At 32.6% G+C, this 20,701-nt stretch carries 13 protein-coding genes; 4 read left to right on the top strand and 9 right to left on the bottom strand.

What is annotated here, in order from left to right:
* Positions 1 to 157: 157 nt before the first annotated feature.
* The 3 genes from B8T70_RS00495 to B8T70_RS00485 all read right to left on the bottom strand — a co-directional run bounded on the left by B8T70_RS00495 (position 158) and on the right by B8T70_RS00485 (position 5,019).
* A complete protein-coding gene (locus tag B8T70_RS00495) occupies positions 158 to 1,450 on the bottom strand; it encodes an O-acetylhomoserine aminocarboxypropyltransferase/cysteine synthase family protein (protein WP_086893547.1) in 1,293 nt (430 codons plus the stop codon).
* Between the two features lie 62 nt (positions 1,451 to 1,512).
* On the bottom strand, positions 1,513 to 1,701 hold the full coding sequence (locus B8T70_RS00490) for a hypothetical protein (protein WP_086893546.1): 189 nt from the start codon (positions 1,699 to 1,701) through the stop codon (positions 1,513 to 1,515).
* A 471-nt stretch (positions 1,702 to 2,172) separates the two neighbouring features.
* Complete coding sequence (locus tag B8T70_RS00485; RefSeq protein WP_086893545.1) at positions 2,173 to 5,019, bottom strand: TonB-dependent siderophore receptor; 2,847 nt, start codon at positions 5,017 to 5,019, stop codon at positions 2,173 to 2,175.
* Between the two features lie 540 nt (positions 5,020 to 5,559).
* Here B8T70_RS00485 and metK point away from each other — a divergent pair.
* A complete protein-coding gene (metK, locus tag B8T70_RS00480) occupies positions 5,560 to 6,810 on the top strand; it encodes a methionine adenosyltransferase (RefSeq protein WP_039112471.1) in 1,251 nt (416 codons plus the stop codon).
* 140 nt (positions 6,811 to 6,950) lie between these two features.
* Positions 6,951 to 8,726 carry a DUF4153 domain-containing protein gene (locus tag B8T70_RS00475; protein ID WP_086893544.1) on the top strand — a complete coding sequence of 592 codons (1,776 nt, stop codon included), beginning with the start codon at positions 6,951 to 6,953 and terminating at the stop codon, positions 8,724 to 8,726.
* 331 nt (positions 8,727 to 9,057) lie between these two features.
* On the opposite strand, the gene B8T70_RS00470 is transcribed toward B8T70_RS00475, so the two are convergent.
* The 3 genes from B8T70_RS00470 to B8T70_RS00460 form a co-directional block, all read right to left on the bottom strand.
* Complete coding sequence (locus tag B8T70_RS00470) at positions 9,058 to 11,289, bottom strand: hypothetical protein (protein WP_086893543.1); 2,232 nt, start codon at positions 11,287 to 11,289, stop codon at positions 9,058 to 9,060.
* 80 nt (positions 11,290 to 11,369) lie between these two features.
* Complete coding sequence (locus B8T70_RS00465) at positions 11,370 to 14,057, bottom strand: carboxypeptidase-like regulatory domain-containing protein (protein WP_086893542.1); 2,688 nt, start codon at positions 14,055 to 14,057, stop codon at positions 11,370 to 11,372.
* 15 nt (positions 14,058 to 14,072) lie between these two features.
* A complete protein-coding gene (locus B8T70_RS00460) occupies positions 14,073 to 14,981 on the bottom strand; it encodes a GLPGLI family protein (RefSeq protein WP_369827321.1) in 909 nt (302 codons plus the stop codon).
* 253 nt (positions 14,982 to 15,234) lie between these two features.
* Here B8T70_RS00460 and B8T70_RS00455 point away from each other — a divergent pair, with 253 nt between their 5' ends.
* Together B8T70_RS00455 and B8T70_RS00450 are read left to right on the top strand one after the other, a co-directional pair.
* Positions 15,235 to 16,038 carry a hypothetical protein gene (locus tag B8T70_RS00455; RefSeq protein WP_086893540.1) on the top strand — a complete coding sequence of 268 codons (804 nt, stop codon included), beginning with the start codon at positions 15,235 to 15,237 and terminating at the stop codon, positions 16,036 to 16,038.
* Positions 16,038 to 16,652: a deoxynucleoside kinase gene (locus tag B8T70_RS00450; RefSeq protein ID WP_039112480.1), complete on the top strand. Its 615-nt coding sequence runs from the start codon at positions 16,038 to 16,040 to the stop codon at positions 16,650 to 16,652. The genes B8T70_RS00455 and B8T70_RS00450 overlap by 1 nt, the downstream gene beginning before the upstream one ends.
* 92 nt (positions 16,653 to 16,744) lie before the next feature.
* Here the strand turns inward: B8T70_RS00450 and B8T70_RS00445 are convergent, their stop codons facing one another.
* From B8T70_RS00445 to B8T70_RS00435, 3 genes are all read right to left on the bottom strand, one after another.
* The gene (locus B8T70_RS00445) at positions 16,745 to 19,300 is read right to left on the bottom strand and encodes a sodium-translocating pyrophosphatase (RefSeq protein ID WP_086893539.1); all 2,556 of its coding nucleotides are present in this window, start codon (positions 19,298 to 19,300) and stop codon (positions 16,745 to 16,747) included.
* Positions 19,301 to 19,412: 112 nt separating this feature from the next.
* Positions 19,413 to 19,943: an inorganic diphosphatase gene (locus B8T70_RS00440; RefSeq protein ID WP_035619852.1), complete on the bottom strand. Its 531-nt coding sequence runs from the start codon at positions 19,941 to 19,943 to the stop codon at positions 19,413 to 19,415.
* 110 nt (positions 19,944 to 20,053) lie between these two features.
* Positions 20,054 to 20,701, bottom strand: a 648-nt coding sequence (locus tag B8T70_RS00435) for a DNA-3-methyladenine glycosylase (RefSeq protein ID WP_242667409.1), incomplete at its 5' end; no start/stop codon positions are given.

Here is a 20,701-nt window from a genome sequence, read left to right as displayed (position 1 = left end):
TTTGCATCTATGCCAGGAAAGCAGTTCAAGAAATATTGTTTTGAACTTTTACTTAGTATTATTGTTTTTGATTATTTTTTGAAAATCACCTTTAACCCTGCTCACGTGGTTAAAGGCAATTTTTCTAACAAAAAACAAAAAAACCTAACTTTCTAATTTATGCTAATTGAGCACTCTTTATATTTTTAAATACCGCTTGTAAATCGGCAATCAAATCGTCTATATCTTCAATTCCTACCGAAAGTCGAATCAAATCTTTTGAAACTCCTGTTGCGAATTGTTCTTCTTCTGATAATTGTTGGTGAGTTGTACTTGCAGGATGAATAATCAGTGACTTTGTATCGCCTATATTTGCAAGAAGTGAGAATAATTTGGTTTCATCAGCTACTTTTTTGGCAGCTTCAAAACCTCCTTTTAATCCAAAAGTTATGATTCCGCTTTGTCCTTTCGGCAAATACTCTTGTCCCAAGACATAATATTTATTCGATTTTAGACCTGGGTAATTTACCCAAACCACCTCATCTTGTGCCTGTAACCATGATGCTAAGGCTAATGCGTTTTCGCTATGCTTCTTAATACGTATTGGTAAAGTCTCCAATCCCTGAATAATCTGAAAAGCATTAAATGGACTCAATGCTGAACCAAAATCGCGTAATCCTTCTATACGTGCTTTGGCAATAAATGCAGCATTTCCTAGTGCTTCGTTATAAACTAATCCGTGATAACCTGCAGATGGTTCTGTAAACTCAGGGAATTTTCCGTTTGCCCAGTCAAAAGTTCCAGCATCGATAATTGCTCCTCCTAAAGAAGTTCCGTTTCCTGAGATATACTTGGTTAGGGAATGAATTACAATATTTGCTCCATGTTCTATTGGATTAAGCAAATATGGTGTTGGAACAGTATTATCTACAATAAATGGAACTTTAAATGCTTTGGCTTCTGCCGAAATTGCTTTCAAATCCAATACATCTAATTTTGGATTCCCTAATGACTCTACAAAAAAGACTCTTGTATTTTCCTTTGCTGCTTTGGTAAAGTTTTCGGCATCAGATGGATCTACAAACGTTGTTGTGATTCCTAATCTTGGCAAAGTAACTTTTAATAAATTATAAGTTCCTCCGTATAAACTATTTGATGCTACAATATGATCTCCTGCTTTAAGCAATGTTAGCAAAGTTGTGGCAATTGCCGATGCTCCAGATGCTGTTACAACTGCTCCAATACCACCTTCTAGCGCTGCCAGTCGTTGTTCCAGAACATCATTTGTAGGGTTGTTTAATCGTGTGTAAATAAATCCTGCTTCGGCTAGACCAAACAAATTAGCTGCATGATCTGAATTATTAAAAACATAAGATGATGTTTGGTAAATAGGCACTGCTCTTGTATTACCATTTTTTGTTACATCATGTCCTGCGTGTAGTGCGTTTGTTGCGAATTTTTGTGTGCTCATGGGTTCTATTTTTTTAATTAGTTAAAAGATTGTGTGTTTATATTTCTTAATTATTTTTCTGTTTATATAAAAAGATCTTCATCTTCGTGGGCATACATCTGAAACAATAATGAGTTTGACTCACTCGTATACAATTTTCCTTTTACTTCGTTTGTATTTATTCTTTTGGTTTGTATTACACCAAAAATTCTTTTGGCATCTGCTTTCAATAAAGCTTGAATTGTTCTTGAAATTTTATAGAATGTTTTCATGATTTTTAAATTTTAAATTATGGAATAAAAAAAAGCCCTTTCGGATGGCTACCAAAAGGGCTTATAGCTTTAACTATAACAAAGATTTAATCTTTCACTTTTGGCAATAGCAAATTGGGATGCACATTTGCATCATCTTACAACACATTATCATATTATTTGCTATTGTATTCATTTTATAAAATTTGTTTTTATTAGTTCTACTAATTCGATAGAGTAAATATAGTAACTATAATTTTAACCACCAAACTTAATTTCAATTTTTTACATAAAAAGATTTCCTAACTACCTAAAGCCCTATTATTGCAACTAAAGCATTATATAGTTTTTAAACCATATAAGTAATTTAAGAAGATATAAGTTTTCTAGATAGGTTACTTAAATGAACTTATATTACTTAAATGGTTACTTTTAATCGAAATCACTGGGTGCATTTTATTTTAAACATCAAAATAACACCCAGCAATTAAATTATATTTTAAAACTTAAACGAGCAAAACCAAATCTTCCGTTTAATCCAAATTGTGATACTGCTCTAGAATAAGCAAACTGATTTGCATTACTTAAATCTGTACTTGGCGCAGGAGACAATGTTGGTGTTGTATTTGTAAATGCTGGAGTTGCTGGATTATTTCTGTCAGGATAAACATCTCCTATATTATTAACTCCTAGTGTTACTCTTAAATGTTCGTTTATTTGATATCCTAAAGATAAATCGGTCACTAATTTTGCACTGTATTCTGGGTGCTCATAAACTGAAGAAAAACCATCTAAGTTTACATCTGTTGCTCCTGGATCTGTAACTTTTCCGAAATAACTATTTCTTAAATAAATATCCAGTTTCTTAATACTGAAAGTAGTCATTAAATTAGCTTTCAATTTTGGGATTGCTTCTTCCAGATAAATTCTGCTTGACTCTGGGAAAAATGAATATACATATGGATCTCCACCTGCATTAACAATAGATTGAGGAACATTTAATGATCCAACTCTTTTTGTTGTATTATAACTTAAAGCAAAATCATTTCTGATTGTAAAATCCTCAATAACATTATATTTTTGAGAAATCACTAAGTCGATTCCTTTAGTTTCAGAGTTAATTCCGTTTGTCCAAAATGAAGCTCTTTCTACACCTTTTAGATCAAATGCTTGCTGAAACAATGTTAATGCATCTTTTTGTTCTGGAGATGTTGCTCCATTTATTTGTGCATCTGTAGGTCTTGCATATTGTCCTGTTAAAACAATTCTGTCGTCGATTCTTGTAAAATAAGCATCTGTAGCAATTGTAATATTAGCTGCTGGAATCTTAAATGTAAATCCTGTACTTATACTTTTAGATGTTTCTGGTTTTAAATTCTCAACTCCAATACTTTTTGCAGCTTCAGAATCATTTGTAAAATATCCTACTTGATAAGGCGAACCATTAATAAATTGTGTTGAGCTACTTTCAAAATATTTTTGTTGTAATGAAGGCGCTCTAAAACCTGTTTGCCCAGAAATTCTCCAGTTAATATTATCATTCAATTTTAAAAGTGAAGCTAGTTTAAAAGTAACTGTACTACCAAAATCTGAATAATTCTCATAACGAGCAGCTCCGTTGATTAACCAGTTTTTGGTTGCGTTTAATTCTAGATCTATATATGCTGCACCACTTCTTCTATCTTTTTCTTTAGCATCTGATGGTTGGAATCCTGAAAAACCTTGTGCTCCTGCTCCACGCTTATTACCAAAAAAGTCAGTTACAATTAATGGTGAGTTACTTGGTAAAATTCCCGAAACTAAATTTCCGTTTACATCGTATAAACCATAAGACTCTACTTCTCCTTGTTTTATCTGATAATTTTCATATCTAAATTCTCCACCAAAAGCAACATTCAATCCATCAAGAACATCATACTTTTTACTTAAATCTAAATTGGTTGTACTTTGTAAAAACGAAACTTTACCAGCATAAAAACTAGAATCTGAGTTTGTTCCTAAAGTAGCATTAATAGTATTGTTCACATCATACTTAAAGGAGTTTGATCCAAGGTTTGTACTAATATCAGTATCAAATCCGAATAATTGAGTTGTAAGTCCTACAGCTGAAGAAGCATCAATAATATCCGATTCTATTTCTGGCAAAAATCCATTTGCATATACTTGTGTAAATGTTCCAGATCCATTAGGTAATCTGTTAAAAGCATATGATTTCCCGTTTCTATACGAAACTCCTCCAAATGAGTACAACGAAGTAATTTCTGTCAATGGATATTTGGTATTATAATATAGTTGCCCTGAAGCTAGTTCTGACTGACCAACGCTCATGTTGTAATCACTTCTTTCCTGACCTCTATAATTGATTTCATTATTGGTTGCATCAAAACCTAATGCCGCTTGCATTTGTGTAATATTTGTTGCGTCAGCAATTGCTGTTTGTTGTGCTGCCGTAAAATAACTAACTTGTGGAGCGTATTGTTGTAATGTACTTATAATTTGAGCTGAGTTTGGAGTCGTATTAATATTACTAAACAATGAATTCACATTTACACCATTCTGAGCCGCTCTATATTCGACAGCATTATAAGCATTAAAAATAGCATTACTTCTAATTCCTGCTCTACTGGTTGCTTGTCTTGTAACCGCACTACCTGTAACGCTCAGGAAACTTCCTTCTTTACCCAAAGATGTTCCGTAATTTAAATCTACTTGCAAAGCCTGACCATCAGTTCCTCCTTTAAAGTTATTAGACCCCGAAGAGATGTTTGCTCCATATTGTACATCTCCCGAAAGATAATTAGCATTCTTTTTTAATACAATGTTAATTACTCCCGCAATTGCATCAGATCCGTATTGTGCTGCTGCCCCATCTCTTAGTACTTCAATTCTTTCTATTGCAAATGATGGTATTGCATTTAAATCTGTTCCAACAGAACCTCTTCCTGGTGCTCCATTGATATTTACCAAAGAACTTGTGTGTCTTCTTTTACCATTTACAAGTATTAAAACCTGATCTGGTCCTAATCCTCTTAATTGCGCAGGATCAATATGGTCGGTTCCATCTGCTGTAGAAGTTGGATTACTGGTAAACGACGGTGCAACATAATTTAATATTTGAGTTACACTGGTTTGTGGTGCTCCTTTTGTTATTTCTGAAATATTAAAAATATCGATTGGAACGGGTACATCGGTCTTAACTCTATTTTTACTTCTAGAACCAATTATTGTTACTTCTGATAATTCATTATTTTGTAAAGTATCTTTCTCCTTTTTATTTTCCTGAGCATAAATGCCCGAAAATGTCAAAAGACCTAAAACTAATGCTACATTTTTTTTCATTACTTTTTTACTGATTTATTAATATTTTGGTTTAAAATGACATTCTGTTTTGTTTTCTTCATTAAACAAAAAAACCTCTGCAATTTGCAGAGGTTCTATGTATATTTTTGAAAATAAACTACAATAGTATCTCTGCGGAATACTCCGGCATCTTACAAGACATCATATTGTTAACAGTGAATTTCATTTTTCTTTTGTTTTGTTGGGGCAAATTTGCGAACTATTTTTTAGTCTACCAAACAAATGTCGATTTATTTTCTAAACTCTATAGAACAAGTCGAATATGTTAAATTTTTGTATATTAAATTAAAAAAACAAAAGATTAATTTGCAATTCAAAATGGTTTTATACCTTTGCAGCCGAATACAGAGGAAAAATTTGGACTGATTGCAACCTCTTCATAATGAAAACATTCATTATGGATGCTGAAAGATTTTCATTTCAGTTTTAAAAAATGCTAAAGCAGGAATCCTCCTTTAGCATTTCCAGCAATTATTTCTTTTCCTCGCTTAATTTTATAATTTTAATTTAATAAATATTATGGCTTATTTATTTACGTCAGAATCTGTTAGCGAAGGACATCCAGACAAAGTTGCGGATCAAATCTCAGATGCATTAATTGATAATTTTTTAGCATTTGATGCAGATTCTAAAGTAGCATGCGAAACTTTAGTAACAACTGGACAAGTAATATTGGCCGGTGAAGTAAAATCAAATACATATTTAGATGTACAACAGATCGCTCGCGAAGTAATCAGAAAAATTGGTTATACGAAAAGCGAATATATGTTTGAGGCAAACTCTTGCGGAATTTTATCTGCTATTCACGAACAATCTGCAGACATCAATCAAGGTGTTGACAGAGCAAATCCTGAAGAACAAGGAGCTGGTGATCAAGGTATGATGTTTGGTTATGCAACTAACGAAACTGAAAATTATATGCCTTTGGCACTTGATTTATCTCATAAATTACTACAAGAATTAGCTATTTTAAGACGTGAAAACAAAGAAATCACTTATTTACGTCCTGATGCTAAATCTCAGGTTACATTAGAATACAGTGATGACAATAAGCCAACACGTATTGATGCAATTGTAATATCTACTCAGCATGATGATTTTGATGAAGAAGCTGTAATGCTTGCTAAAATCAAAAAGGATATTATCGAAATTCTTATTCCAAGAATTATTGCTAAGAACCCAACTCACGCACATTTATTTAACGATAAAATTCAATATCACATTAACCCAACAGGGAAATTCGTAATTGGAGGTCCTCACGGAGATACTGGATTAACAGGAAGAAAAATCATTGTAGATACTTACGGTGGTAAAGGTGCTCACGGTGGTGGTGCTTTCTCTGGAAAAGATCCAAGTAAAGTAGATAGAAGTGCTGCTTATGCTACACGTCATATCGCTAAAAACTTAGTTGCTGCTGGTATTGCTGATGAAATCTTGGTACAAGTTTCTTATGCAATTGGTGTTGCAAAACCAATGGGTATTTTTATTGATACTTACGGAACATCTAAAGTAAACTTAACTAACGGTGAAATCGCTAAAAAAGTAGAAGCTATTTTTGATATGCGTCCTTACTTTATCGAACAACGTTTAAAATTAAGAAATCCTATTTATAGCGAAACTGCTGCTTACGGGCACATGGGTCGTAAACCAGAAATTGTAACTAAAACTTTTTCTGCTCCGGGAGGAAATGAAAAAACAGTTACTGTAGAGTTATTTACATGGGAAAAACTTGATTTTGTTGACCAGGTAAAAGCTGCTTTTGGATTGTAATTTGAAGTTCTTTTTAGAAGCTTAAAATAAATCTTAGTATATATTAAACCCCGAAATTTGCAAATGCAGACTTCGGGGTTTTTCTTTGGCAATGTGCTTCTATTTTCTTTCCTTCGTAGAACAAAACCTACCAAAAAAATATGGCAAAATTCCCTTCTTTTCAAAACGTTTTAAACTCAACACTAAAGACAGTTCTTAGATTTCCATTAGAAATTTTAATCTCGATTACAGGAACTATTCTCACCATTATTCTCAACGAAGCAAAGTATGACGATCCAAACAAAGAGCTTTATGTAAAAGCTTTAATGAGTTGCTCTTTATGCTTAGTTTTATTCCTTTCTGTTAGTTTATTTTTTATAGCCGCAAAAAAGAACAACCTTCTACGTTACCTAACCAGTATCATACTGGGATCTTTAATCTTTCTATTTATTTTCAATTTTCATGAAGATATTACAGAAATAGAAATACAACAATTTATAGTCCTTAACATTGCTTTGCATTTGTTAGTTTCATTTGCAGGATTTTTGCCCAGAGCATACAATCAGGATGAGTTTTGGGAATTTAACAAGCAACTTTTCCTCCGAATTTTAACGGCTGGTTTATACAGCATTGTACTATATGCTGGTTTAGCTTTGGCGATATTAGCTGTTCATGAATTATTTCATGTAGAATTTTATGATCATATTTATTTTCATATCTTTTTTATCATCAGCGGAATTTTTAATACTACTTTCTTTTTAAGTGGAGTTCCAGAAACCAATAATGAACAATCGCCTTTAGTTCTTAATTACCCAAAAGGTCTTAAAAACTTTACTCAGTATGTCTTATTACCTTTAATAAGTCTATACTTGGTGATCTTGATTTGTTATGAAGCAAAAATTCTTGTAACACTATCTTTACCTGTTGGCTGGGTTTCTTATCTTGTTTTGGTATTTGCTATTTTCGGGATTCTTTCTTTTTTATTGGTTCATCCTATTGCAACCGAAAAAGCTAATCTCTGGATAAGAACTTTTAATCGTTTGTTTTATTTTCTATTAATTCCGCTACTGGGATTACTGTTTTGGGCAATTTTGTACCGAATTAATCTTTACGGATTTACGCATGAGCGTTATTATGTTCTGTTATTATCAATATGGCTTACAATAGTTGTGACCTATTTTTTAATCCAGAAACAACCTAAAATAAAGTTCATTCCGATAAGTATGTGTCTAGCAGCTTTACTTTCATTAGTTGGTCCTCAAAGCGCTAATTCAATTTCAAAATACAGTCAATTATCAAGATTTGAAATGTATATGGAAAAGGCTAAAAAAGAAAAACTAACTTTTGAGCAAGAACAGGATTTAAGTAGTATTGTTACATTTCTACAAGACAATTATGGTACAAAAATTATGGTTCCTTATGCTAAAGCAAAATTAGAAGCTTTACTTAAAAAAGACAAATCTCCTAGTGATAATGAAGTAATGAATAGCCTAGGGTTTGAATATCGATATTATTATGATCGAAAGGATGACATAGATACTTCGTTCTACTATTATTTTTATGGAAATGAAGATAATCAAGTAGAAAACATTCATGGACAAGACTTTTTGTTTACAATATCCTATAACAATGATTTTGAATGCAACAATTGTACTTCGATAGATGGGAAAAATTACACTATAAAGTCTAAAAAAACTGATTATGGAATTGATTTACAAATCAATCAGGACATAGTTCCTTTAAAAATAAATGATTTTGTAAATGCAAATTCCAACTTTAGCCGAAATAACAATACAAATGAAAAAGTAATTCAAAAAGTAGATAGCCCAAAATACACTATCACTTTAACTTACATTAGTGCAAATGGAAAAGTTACAAAAGGAAAGAAAACCTTAACCGCTTACCAGATTAAAGTAATGGTTGGTATTAAAAAATAAAGTATAAAAAACATTCATTATATCATTTACAATTGTGTTAGACATAAGTATAATTGTATCAGATGAGCTACGAATTGTTTTTTTTCAAAATTAATTCTTAGGTTTTTAAAACACGTAAAATCATAAAAGCTCATTAACAATAACGAAAAACTAAAAAGTTATGAATGATGAACAAAAACAAAAATCATCGTAATTGGTTAGAGCTAATAATCAATATTATAAAAGGAATTGCTTATATTTCTAAAATAATATATTATTGCATTAAAATACACCAAATGCACTTTTAAAAACCAAAAAAGCCTTTGAAGTTATCTTCAAAGGCTTTTTTAATCTAATAAGTTCCGTTTTGCATTTTAACTAATGTTTCCTGCATTTCTATCTTAGTTTCTTCTTCGACATCTTTAGAGAGTTCTACAGCATGTTGTTGCATTTTAATAGCCCTTTCTTTTTGTCCGTCTTTGTAATACAATTGTGCCAATGTATCCAGATAATACGGATCGTTCTTTTTAACAACCAAACTGTATTCTGACCATATAATTGCTTTCTTTATAGAACCTGCATCGTTTGAATGTAATACTGTATACCAAGCCACATCATTACAAAGATTAGTATGGTATTCTTTAAACTCTTTCCAATCGAAATAAGACGCAGTAACATCTGTACTATATATTTCGTCTAGTCTTTGGATAACATTCTCCTGCGTTGCCAAAACCTTATTAAAATAAGCGTCAAATTCTTTTAAATAGGTATTGCCAACATCTTCATTTACGGCATGTGCAGCTAAATAATAGAAATAATTTCTATAAGAATCAAAATTACCTTTTCCGCTAGAAATTAACTTCTTGTATGTTTCCATTACTTTTTCCGAATCGGATTTTGCTTCTGTATTTTCATCTACATACAAACTTGTGTTATTCTGTAAAGCAGTCGAAATTTCTGTGTTTATATTACCAATTGCAACACGCGACTCATCTTGAGCATTATATTCTGTACGCAACGCTTCGATAGCATCATAATGTTTTATCAGGTAATCTATCGATTTAAAATCGGTATCGTTTAAAACTTTATCTACCGAAAAAACTTGTTTATTAAAACCAACACTTTTAATTTCCTGCAAGATAGCTTCGACCAAAATCATATTCGGTTTTGCGTCTTTTTGATGTGTCACAATAATCTTATCCCAAGTTTGTTGCGCTTGTTTTTTATCCAGATCGAATTTAATAAATTTAAAATCTCCTTCTTTAGGCTCTTCAGTACCATAATCATAGTCATAATCGCTAATATTCCCAAGTGCTGCAACATCATTAAATGCTTTTATCAGTTCAGCATCACTGGCTTTTTTATTGGTAATTGTTTTAGCAAAATTATTCTTTGCATAGGTTTTTTTAAATTTGTTAAATAAAGATCCATAATAAGAGAACATATCTGTTTTATCTACCAAAGTTGATTTTGCAGTTGCTAAAACAGCTCCGTTTTCATCCAATACAATTATACTTGGTGAATCTGTTATCTTGTTTTTCTTCAACCAGGCTTTATCACTTTTGGTCGCTAAATAATAATTAAATCTATCATATTGAGCATCATAAGCATCGTAAAAATTATATCCTATGCTCACTTCTTGAGCTATGACAAATGCATCAAAATCATCTTGAGCCGATTTATTATTGATATCATTATATACAATCAAAAACTTATCGCCTGTAACTTTGGTTACTTTTATGGCGTCTGCTAAAGATTTTTCTACTTTTAGTTTAAAATTTACTTTTGGGGCAACATCATAAACCGCTGTAGCTACACTATCTGTACCAACTCCCCAATCTTCTGTAAGAAGCGGTTCTTTGCCTGGATAAGTCCAATCTGTAATACTTTTATTTTCCAGAGGAAGCAACTTTGTTTTTACTGATTCCTTATTAAGTGCTTTTGCATTTTGAAAAGTCAACGGATTTTTACCCGATATTTCAAAAACCACCAACTCATTTTTCTTTTTATCAAAAAAACCTTTTAACTCAGGATTATCAGAATACGGTTGATACTTTATCGCTACGCCTGTAGCTTTGGCAGGAATCTCATATTTTAATACTTTACTTGGGGTATTACTATCATATCCTTCATAAACAAGATATAAAAATTGAGCATGATCAATTTCAAAATTCAATGATGAATCTGCACTTGGGTCTCCAACAACTTCTATATCAGATATTTTTTGGTACTGAACTGGATCTGTTCCGTTTTGTGTACCAATATAAAAACCATAATATAATGATTCAGCAAATTTAACTTTCAGTTTTCCTGCACTCTCCGATTTATCATAAGTGTAGTCAACATCGAAAACTACTCCATCTCTATTTTTCCCTTTTAGTAATAATGAATCTTCTTTTACTTCATAGTCACCTTCCAAAAAGACCAATTCATACTTATTATTTTCCAGTAGATTCAGTTTTATCTTTAACCCCTGATCATTATCTTTAGACAAATAAGAACCTTTCTCGAGAGTTTGGTTTTGTGCAAATGAAAATGATGTTACAAAAAAAAGCACTAAAGTGCCAGACAAAAAGTTTCGCATACAAATTGTAATTAATTATTAATAAGCTACACAAATATATCTTCTTTTTTTAGGATGAAAAAGAATTAACACACAAACAACTACAAATTATATTTCATCGAAAAGATTATATATCGAGGCTGAACTGTGTATTGCGAAACTCTGGTAGAAAACTGCGAAAAACTATCATCATTTAAATATTTTGTGTTTAACAAATTGGTAGCCGAGACTTTATACTCCCATTTACTATCCTTTTTTTGGTAAACCAAACTAGCATTTAAAAAATCGTATTCGTTATCGATTGCCTTATTCTTACTGTAATAATGGTAAAATTCATAATCGGCAACAAAAGAAAAACTTTCTAAAAAATAGTAATCCAGCTTAGCAAAAGGCTTATCTGTATAATAAGTAGAACCACTATATTCATTAACCAAGAAAGTATAACCAAATTCTAGATTAGGCAAATCTTTATAATTTGTAGCTGCTTTTACCGTATAATTTTGGCTAAAGCTTTCGGTTACTGAAGGTGAGTAGTTCTGGATATTATTAAACTTAGACCAGTTTAAACTCGCATTTACGGATGCTTTATAGTTCTTTAAAAATGAACGTCCGTAACTTCCCAATCCTGAAAAAGTTTCGTCGGCTAAATTAGAATTATAAGGCATCGAAGATTGGTTTATTCCTGCAAAATCAGACTTCGTTTTTACAGCATCTACTTTTTTAGTATAGGTTACATCGGCAAAAATATTTTCAAAATTGAACATATTGTATTTAAAATAACGCAAAGAATGTACTTGAGAAGTTGCATTCTCTAAGAATCGATTCCCTTGAAACAAATTACTATAATTAGACAAAACGTAACCAGAAGCCAACTGATTAATATCGGTGAAATTATTGCTCAATGAAAAATCATAGGTTAATGTTTCTGATTTTTTTATCTGATACAAAGCAAACAAATCGGGTAGAACTCTAAAAAAATTCTGCGAATAACCAGAACCTAATTGGTTATTTTCCATCTTATACGAATGTACACTCACTCCTGGAGTAAAGGTGAATTTACCCGCCAGAATTTTATAATGTACTCCTAAAAACACATCATTAAAGTTATAATTTACCTGATTATTATTTTCTGCAGCATTCAAATCATTGGTGGTGCCATCATCCAAGATTTGAAAAATATGGGAATTAAAATTTTGATGAGAATACGTGTTCCCAATCGTCACGTTAATATTACTCTTAGGAGTTACCATATAATAGTAATCAAATTTAGCATCTAGTTTATTTGTTTTCACAAACCGATTCTGATTCAAATCATTTCTGTCCTGACCTGAGATATATCCCGATAAATCAAACGGCTGACTGTGCAAATTGGCATTATAAAACGGGTTCTCATCCTGATATAAATACTGGGCTTCAAAAGCAAAAATATTCTTGTCATTTTTGGTATAATACAAACTCAGATTTTGATTGACAGATGTTGGATCTTGCTTTTTATTTGTAAATATATTCTCGGTTGCAGTCGTATTATCTACAATCGATTCTCGCAACAAATTACTATTCTCTTCTTGTTTGGATAGTTTTGTTAAAACATCATAATCAAACTGAAATTTTGCGTTTGGTTTATAAGTCGAACTTAATTTAAAAAGTCCCAGATTATTTTTTTGATGTGTTAGTTCATCACTTTTTTGTTGATCTCCAGATTCTAGTATTGAGATTTGAGATTTAGTTTCGAGTTCGGTCGTAGCCGAAGAAATAATTCCGAAACCACTTAAACTCCAAGATTTAGTAGCGTTATAAGTGAAATTGGTGGCTCCAAATTGGGTTTCGATTTCTTTTGCTCGATTATTTCGCAAAAGCGAAATTCCTAAATCATTAGAAGAAACATCAAAACTACTTCCACCTTTTTTCATCATACTCCTAAAACCGCCCGTAAACTTAAAATAATCCTGAATTGTAAGAGGCAATTCGCCTATATTATTAAAATTGGTAATCACATTAATACTATATTTAGGGCTATAATAAAACACTTTCGGGTTAATTACATACCGACTATCGAGTTCGCCAACTCCTATTCCGGCAGTCATATCTCCAAACCAAAAATTATTCTTTCCTTTTTTAAGTTTAATATTCATGGCTACATTATCCTGATCATTCTCTAATCCTTTTAATGCACCAACTTCATTATAATTTCTTAGCACCTGTACTTTATCAATCGCATCAGCGGGAATGTTTTTGACTCCTAGTTTTGTATCTCCATCAAAGAAATCTTTGCCTTCGACCATTAATTTAGAAACTTTTTTGCCCTCTACTTCTATTTCACCATCAGCGTTTACCTCAACTCCTGGTAGTTTTTTCAAAACATCTTCTAGTTTTTTTTCTGTTCCAGATTTAAATGAATCTGCGTTATATACAATCGTGTCTCCTTTTATAGAGACTGGCATTTCGCGCACAATCTCGACTCCCTCAAGTTCTATCCCGAGGTTATCCAAAACAATATTCTGAGAAATATTTATAGATTGTGTTGTAATTATTATCTCTTTAGATTTCATTCCGAGATAACTAATTTTTATGCTGTAGGATGAATTTGGTTTTAAACTCAACTGAAACTTTCCTTTATAATTGGTTATTCCGTACGAATCCATTGCTTTCGTGCCTATATTAACAGCCATAATATTGGCCATTTCTAACGGATGTTTGTTTTCGTCCAAGATAAAGCCATCGTATTTAATACTTTGAGATAATGATATGGTTGTAACCAAAAGAGTAAAAAATGAGAGTATGTTTTTCATTATAATTAAATTAAATTATCTAACTATAAGAGTTGCTGCTCCGCCTGATCTGCTACGATTAGGATGCATTTCCCGAAATTCTTTCATTTTCTTTATTACAATTTCATCATATACTTTCTGAGAAGTTTTTTTGCCAGCTGTTGGTGCTTTTATTGCAACTTTATCTTTTGCATTCAAAACAATTTTAGAGCATAATATAATGGTTCTCCCATCATTAATTTCTAATATTAAACCTGGTAAACCCCAATAATTCTCAGGACCTTGGTTTATAGGAATATCTGGCGTATACCAAGCAGTTACAATTATATCTTTAGGAACGTCAAAACTCTCCATGAAATTTGTTCCTTTCTCTTCTTTCTTAGGGTTCTCTACTTTTTTTGATTCTTCATTTTTAGTATCAGGATTCTTGGGTCTAACATTTCTAATATCTGCTTCATTAACTGTTTTAACCATCGTGGCTTTATAACATGTATAACCTCCTATTTGCTTGGTTTCACCCTCTAGTTTCCATTTTATATTTGGCAATGAATCCACGACTAGAAATTCTTTTCCCATAAATTCTTTATCAACGGTATACGATTTAGCTTTTACATTTTTATAAAAAGTTCCGCCGCTGCCCATCATAGAACCCATCATTCTAAAACCTCCACCTTCTTGTCCTCCCATATCTAGCTTTTCTTCTTCTTTATAAATCGAAGCTGACTGATCAAAATTAAGTATGAATGTTTTTTCGAGCATTTTTTTCATGTGCTCTTCCATGTCTTTTTGCATCTCGGGAGTAATATCTCTGTTGCCTTCCATTCCATTAAATTTTGGAGCTTGTGTTTTAGACTCATAAATTGCCATTCCCTGAAAGTCTTTTTGTGCCTGTGCCTGATAAAATCCAAACATCACAATAAGTGTAAAAAATATTTTATTCATCATAGCGCTATCTTTAAAATGGTTCTGTCTAATTATTAGATTATTAACCAAAGCTATTACTAATCTCAAAGTCTAAAAAAACTAATATATCAATTGCCTGAAACGATAGACAAATGTGGCTTTAAACAAGACATCCCTAAAAAAGTAGTGCTGTATAATCATTCCTAGTCCAAATATTTATGCTAAAGCAAATAGCAATTGAGTTTTTTTGTAATTTGGCCTATTCAAAATCAGAGTTATTAAAACCAAAACAACAATGTATAAAAACTTGATACTTCTGATTCTTATTTGCTCCTTTTCAGCAGCTTTTTCTCAGGATAAGAAAATCCAAATCACTACTGTAAATAGTATAACTTTTGATGCTGATCAATTTTCAGGAACCGATACTTTTGGCTTTGTATATTTAATAAAAGACAACCGTTTTATAAAGACAAACGGTAAAGATGCCTACGAATATAAAAACATCTCTTTAGGAAAGATTACCAAAGCTGATTTAGAAAATCCGCTTAAAGTTGTTTTATTTTATGAAGATTTCAATACTGTGGTTTTACTAGATAATCAGTTTAATGAAACTAGCCGAATTAATTTTTCTAAAAATACAACCCCAATCCTCGCTTCTGGAGTTGGGATTGCTTCCCAAAACCAGCTCTGGATTTACAATACATTAAACCAGCAAATTGGTCTTTACAACTATTTAAAGGATGAGTACAAAACTGTTTCAACTCCACTTTCAGGAAATATAAAATACTATCAATCGAATTTCAACGTTTTTTATTGGGTAGACGAAAAGAACAATTGGTTTTCTTGTGACATCTTCGGCAAAGTTATTGCTTTTGGGAAAATACCCGATTTTGATGCTTTGACGATTCTTAACAACAATCAATACATTTACAAAAAAGCTAATTTGTTGTTTTTTAAAGACATCAGTACCCCCGAATCAGGAGATCCTTTGCAAATTGAAATTTCAGAAAAAACGTTTGGTAATTTCTATTACAAAGACCAAATTTTATCTATTTTTACAATTGGAGGAATTACAAATTATAAAATCATAATACCGTAATGCACATAGCAATAGCAGGAAACATAGGCGCAGGAAAAACAACTCTAACCAAATTACTGGCTAAACATTTTAAGTGGGAACCCAACTTTGAAGAAGTTGTCGACAACCCATATTTAGATGATTTTTACCATCAAATGGAGCGTTGGTCATTTAACTTGCAGATCTATTTCTTAAATACCCGATTTCGCCAAGTGCAACAAATTCGCGAAAGCGGTAAAAAAGTTATTCAGGACAGAACCATTTACGAAGATGCTTATATTTTTGCTCCCAACTTATATTCTATGGGATTAATGACTAGTCGTGATTTCCAGAATTACACTTCATTGTTTGAACTAATGGAAACATTGGTAAAACCACCCGATTTATTAATTTACCTAAGAAGCTCTATTCCTAACTTAGTAGGACAAATTCATAAACGCGGTCGCGAATACGAAAACTCTATTTCTATTGATTATTTAAGCCGTTTGAACGAAAGATATGAAGCTTGGGTTCAAACATACACTAAAGGAAAAATATTGATTATAGATGTTGACAACATAAACTTTGTTGATAATCCTGAAGATTTAGGAGACATCATTAATAGAATTGATGCCGAACTAAACGGATTGTTTTAAAACATAAAAAAAATGCCTCTAATATTTAGAGGCATTTTTTGTTTTTAGCACTTTGACAAAGTGTAAGTATTTAAGATTGATAAGTCATTTTATTATTTCAAAGCATCAATTTGAGCATTAACCTCATCTGCTGTTCCTTTAAAAACCTTTTCATCTACTTTACCATTTCTTGTAGTTCTAACCGTTCCTACAACCTGACCATTTACGTTTACAATTTCTACACGAACTGCATCCGTTTTGGTGTATTTAGTTGTATCAAAACAATCCGTTTTTTTATGAAGGTATTTTCCGTTTGCATCATAGTTAGCTAAACATTTTGCAGTTTCTTCTGGACTGCATCCTTTCTCTTTACACATTTGTGCACATTCTTCTCTGGTCATTGTTGCCATTTTAGACATATCGCATTTAGAATGTCCGCCATGCATTTCTGTTTTAGCACAACAAGAACCTCCTTCTGCCATTCCCGAAGCCGAATGTCCTTCGCCTAATATCGGAGCAATTACCAATCCGATTAAGCAAGTTAGTTTTATCAAAATATTCATCGATGGTCCTGATGTATCTTTAAATGGATCTCCAACTGTATCTCCAGTTACGGCTGCTTTATGCGCATCCGAGCCTTTATAGGTCATTTCTCCGTTAATAAGCACTCCTGCCTCAAAAGATTTTTTTGCATTATCCCAAGCTCCTCCTGCATTATTCTGGAAAACTGCCCAAAGAACTCCCGAAACAGTTACTCCAGCCATATAACCACCCAACATTTCGGCGATTAATTGGTTGTTGCTTCCGTAAACTAATTTCCCTAAAAGAACAATCGCAATAGGAAAACCAATCGTTAAGATTCCTGGAAGCATCATTTCGCGTAAAGCGGCTTTAGTCGAAATATCTACACATTTTGCGTATTCTGGTTTTCCAGTTCCTTCCATGATTCCTGGAATTTCTCTAAACTGGCGACGTACTTCGTACACCATATCCATCGCTGCTTTCCCTACAGAATTCATAGCCAGAGCTGAGAAAACTACAGGAATCATTCCTCCCACAAAAAGCATTGCCAAAACTGGTGCTTTAAAAATATTAATTCCGTCAATACCAGTAAATGTTACATACGCCGCAAACAGTGCCAATGAAGTTAATGCTGCCGAAGCAATTGCAAATCCTTTTCCTGTGGCTGCTGTAGTATTTCCTACTGAATCCAGAATATCTGTTCTTGTACGAACTTCTTTTGGTAATTCGCTCATTTCAGCAATTCCACCAGCATTGTCAGATATTGGTCCAAAAGCATCAATTGCTAATTGCATTGCTGTTGTTGCCATCATTGCAGATGCTGCTAATGCCACTCCATAAAATCCTGCTAATGCATAAGATATCCAGATTGCTGCAGCAAATAAAAGTACAGTAGGAAATGTAGAGATCATTCCTGTTGCCAATCCTGCAATAACATTTGTTCCTGCGCCTGTACTTGATTTTTGTACAATTGCCAATACTGGTTTTGTACCCAATCCTGTATAATATTCGGTAACTGAAGAAATAGCTCCTCCTACGATTAATCCAACAATGGTAGCATAGAATACTCTGATTGAAGAAATATCTTTAGAACCTTCTCCAAAGAAACTCATTTGCATCGTTTCTGGTAACATATATTGTACTAAAAAATAACAAGCAATAGCAGTTAGAACAATCGAAACCCAGTTTCCTATATTCAATGCTTTTTGTACTTGTGCTTCTTTTGCATTATCATCTGTAATTTTTACTAATGTCGTTCCAATAATAGAGAACAAAATTCCGAAACCAGCAATTGCCATTGGTAATAAAATTGGTCCGATTCCTCCAAAAACATCTTGGATATTCCCACCCATATCTTTTATTACATAATTACCAAGAACCATTGCTGCCAAAACTGTAGCAACATACGAACCAAATAAATCGGCTCCCATTCCTGCAACGTCTCCCACATTATCTCCCACGTTATCTGCAATTGTAGCTGGATTACGAGGATCATCTTCTGGAATTCCAGCTTCGACTTTACCAACTAAATCAGCACCTACATCGGCAGCTTTAGTATAAATACCTCCTCCTACTCTTGCAAATAATGCAATCGACTCAGCACCTAATGAAAATCCTGCTAATGTTTCCAAAACTTTTGTCATATCTTCAGATGAAGTCCAAACTCCACCCATAAATACCTGAAAAAATACTATAAAAAAACCGGTTAACCCTAAAACAGCTAATCCGGCAACTCCTAATCCCATAACGGTTCCTCCACCGAAAGATACTTTTAATGCTTGTGGCAAACTAGTTCTTGCTGCTTGTGTGGTTCTAACATTGGTTTTGGTTGCTATTTTCATTCCCATATTCCCAGCTAAAGCAGAGAAAAATGCTCCGAAAATAAAAGCTACTACTATTAATATATGTGTGGTGGGAACTATAAATGAAATTCCCGCTAAAACAATACTTGCTCCAATTACAAAAAAGGTAAGCAATCGATACTCGGCTTTCAGGAAAGCTAATGCTCCTTCATAAATATGGTCTGAAATGGCTTTCATCTTGCCATCACCAGCATCTTGTTTTAACACCCAAGTCCTTTTTATTGCCATGAAAAGTAATCCTATAATTGCCATAACAATTGGCAAATAAATCATAAATGCATTCATAATTTTTAATGGTATTTTGGTTAGTATTAGTAATGTAACTAAACGAATTTAAACAAAAAAAGCAACACTCTTATCTAAGTGCTGCTTTTTTTATAATAGAATAGGATAAAAATTATTTAATACTAAATAATCCCTCTGGTTTATTTTCGATATCATTAAAACGTTTAGTACATTCTGCAATGATATTAAATGCTTCTGTTACGTCTCCCCAACCTTCTACATCTACTTGTTTGTTTTCAAGATCTTTATAAACCTGGAAGAAGTGTTCGATTTCTTTTAATAAGTGTGGATTAATATCCGAAAGGTTTTCTAATGAATTCCAGATTGGATCAGAAACTGGTACACAAATAATTTTCTCATCTGGTCCTTTATCATCTGCCATATGGAAAACACCGATTGGTTTTACTTCCATAACACATCCAGGAAAAGTAGGCTCATTTACCAGAACTAATACATCTAGTGGATCGCCATCAAGAGCCAAAGTTTCAGGAATAAATCCGTAATCGGCTGGGTACATCATTGAAGAGAATAACATTCTGTCGAAACGCATTCTTTTTATTTCAAAATCGTACTCATATTTATTTCTGCTTCCTCTTGGTATTTCGATTAATACATCGAAAGTTGTTAGTTTGTCTGCGGTCATTTTCGTTTTTTATTTTTTCTATAATTTCGATTGCAAAAGTAGTTAAAGAATCCTTTTTTACAATGAAAAAATCCATTAATCTATGCACTTTTCTTTTAAAAAACAGGCAGTTAATAGGTAATAGTTCTTTTTCTTTTCTTTAAATAATAATGCCAAAGCAAATATGTAGCATAAGAACGATATGGACTCCATTGTGAGGTAAGGTTTTCCATCTCTGTTTTGTCGTGAATATCAAGCAATTCTTTGATTGTATTTACGACAGCGATGTCTCCAAGCGGAATTAAATCGGGCTCCTGAAGACAGAACATCAAATAAATATCGATGGTCCAATTCCCGATTCCTTTTAGTTTTATAAGTTCCTCACGAACTTCTTTGGCTGATTTGGTAGCCAGACTTTCAATATTGATTTCATTATTTAATATCGCTAAAGCTAATATTTTAATGTATGCTGTTTTTTGTCGGCTTACACCCAAAGCACGAAACTCTTCATCGGATAAGATTACTAATGTTTCGGGATTACAAGTTGTATATGCTTTAATTCTTAAAAATGTAGCTTTCGCTGAATCTATAGATACTTGCTGCTCTAGAATAAGCAAAACCAATGTCTCGAATCCTTGTGGTCGCTTCGGGATTGGTGGCAACCCATACTCCTTTATGATTGCCTGGAAAATTGGACTTTTATTTGAAAGATAATCGATTGCTTCTTGCATATCTGAGAATTTTTTAGCCCCGATAGAAGTGGAAATCCTTTTGTTTTT

Origin of the sequence: Flavobacterium sp. AJR, assembly GCF_002156885.1 — a bacterium.
GTDB lineage: Bacteria > Bacteroidota > Bacteroidia > Flavobacteriales > Flavobacteriaceae > Flavobacterium.
Note: the sequence above shows the minus strand (reverse complement) of the source record. Positions and strands in the feature narration are given on the sequence as shown.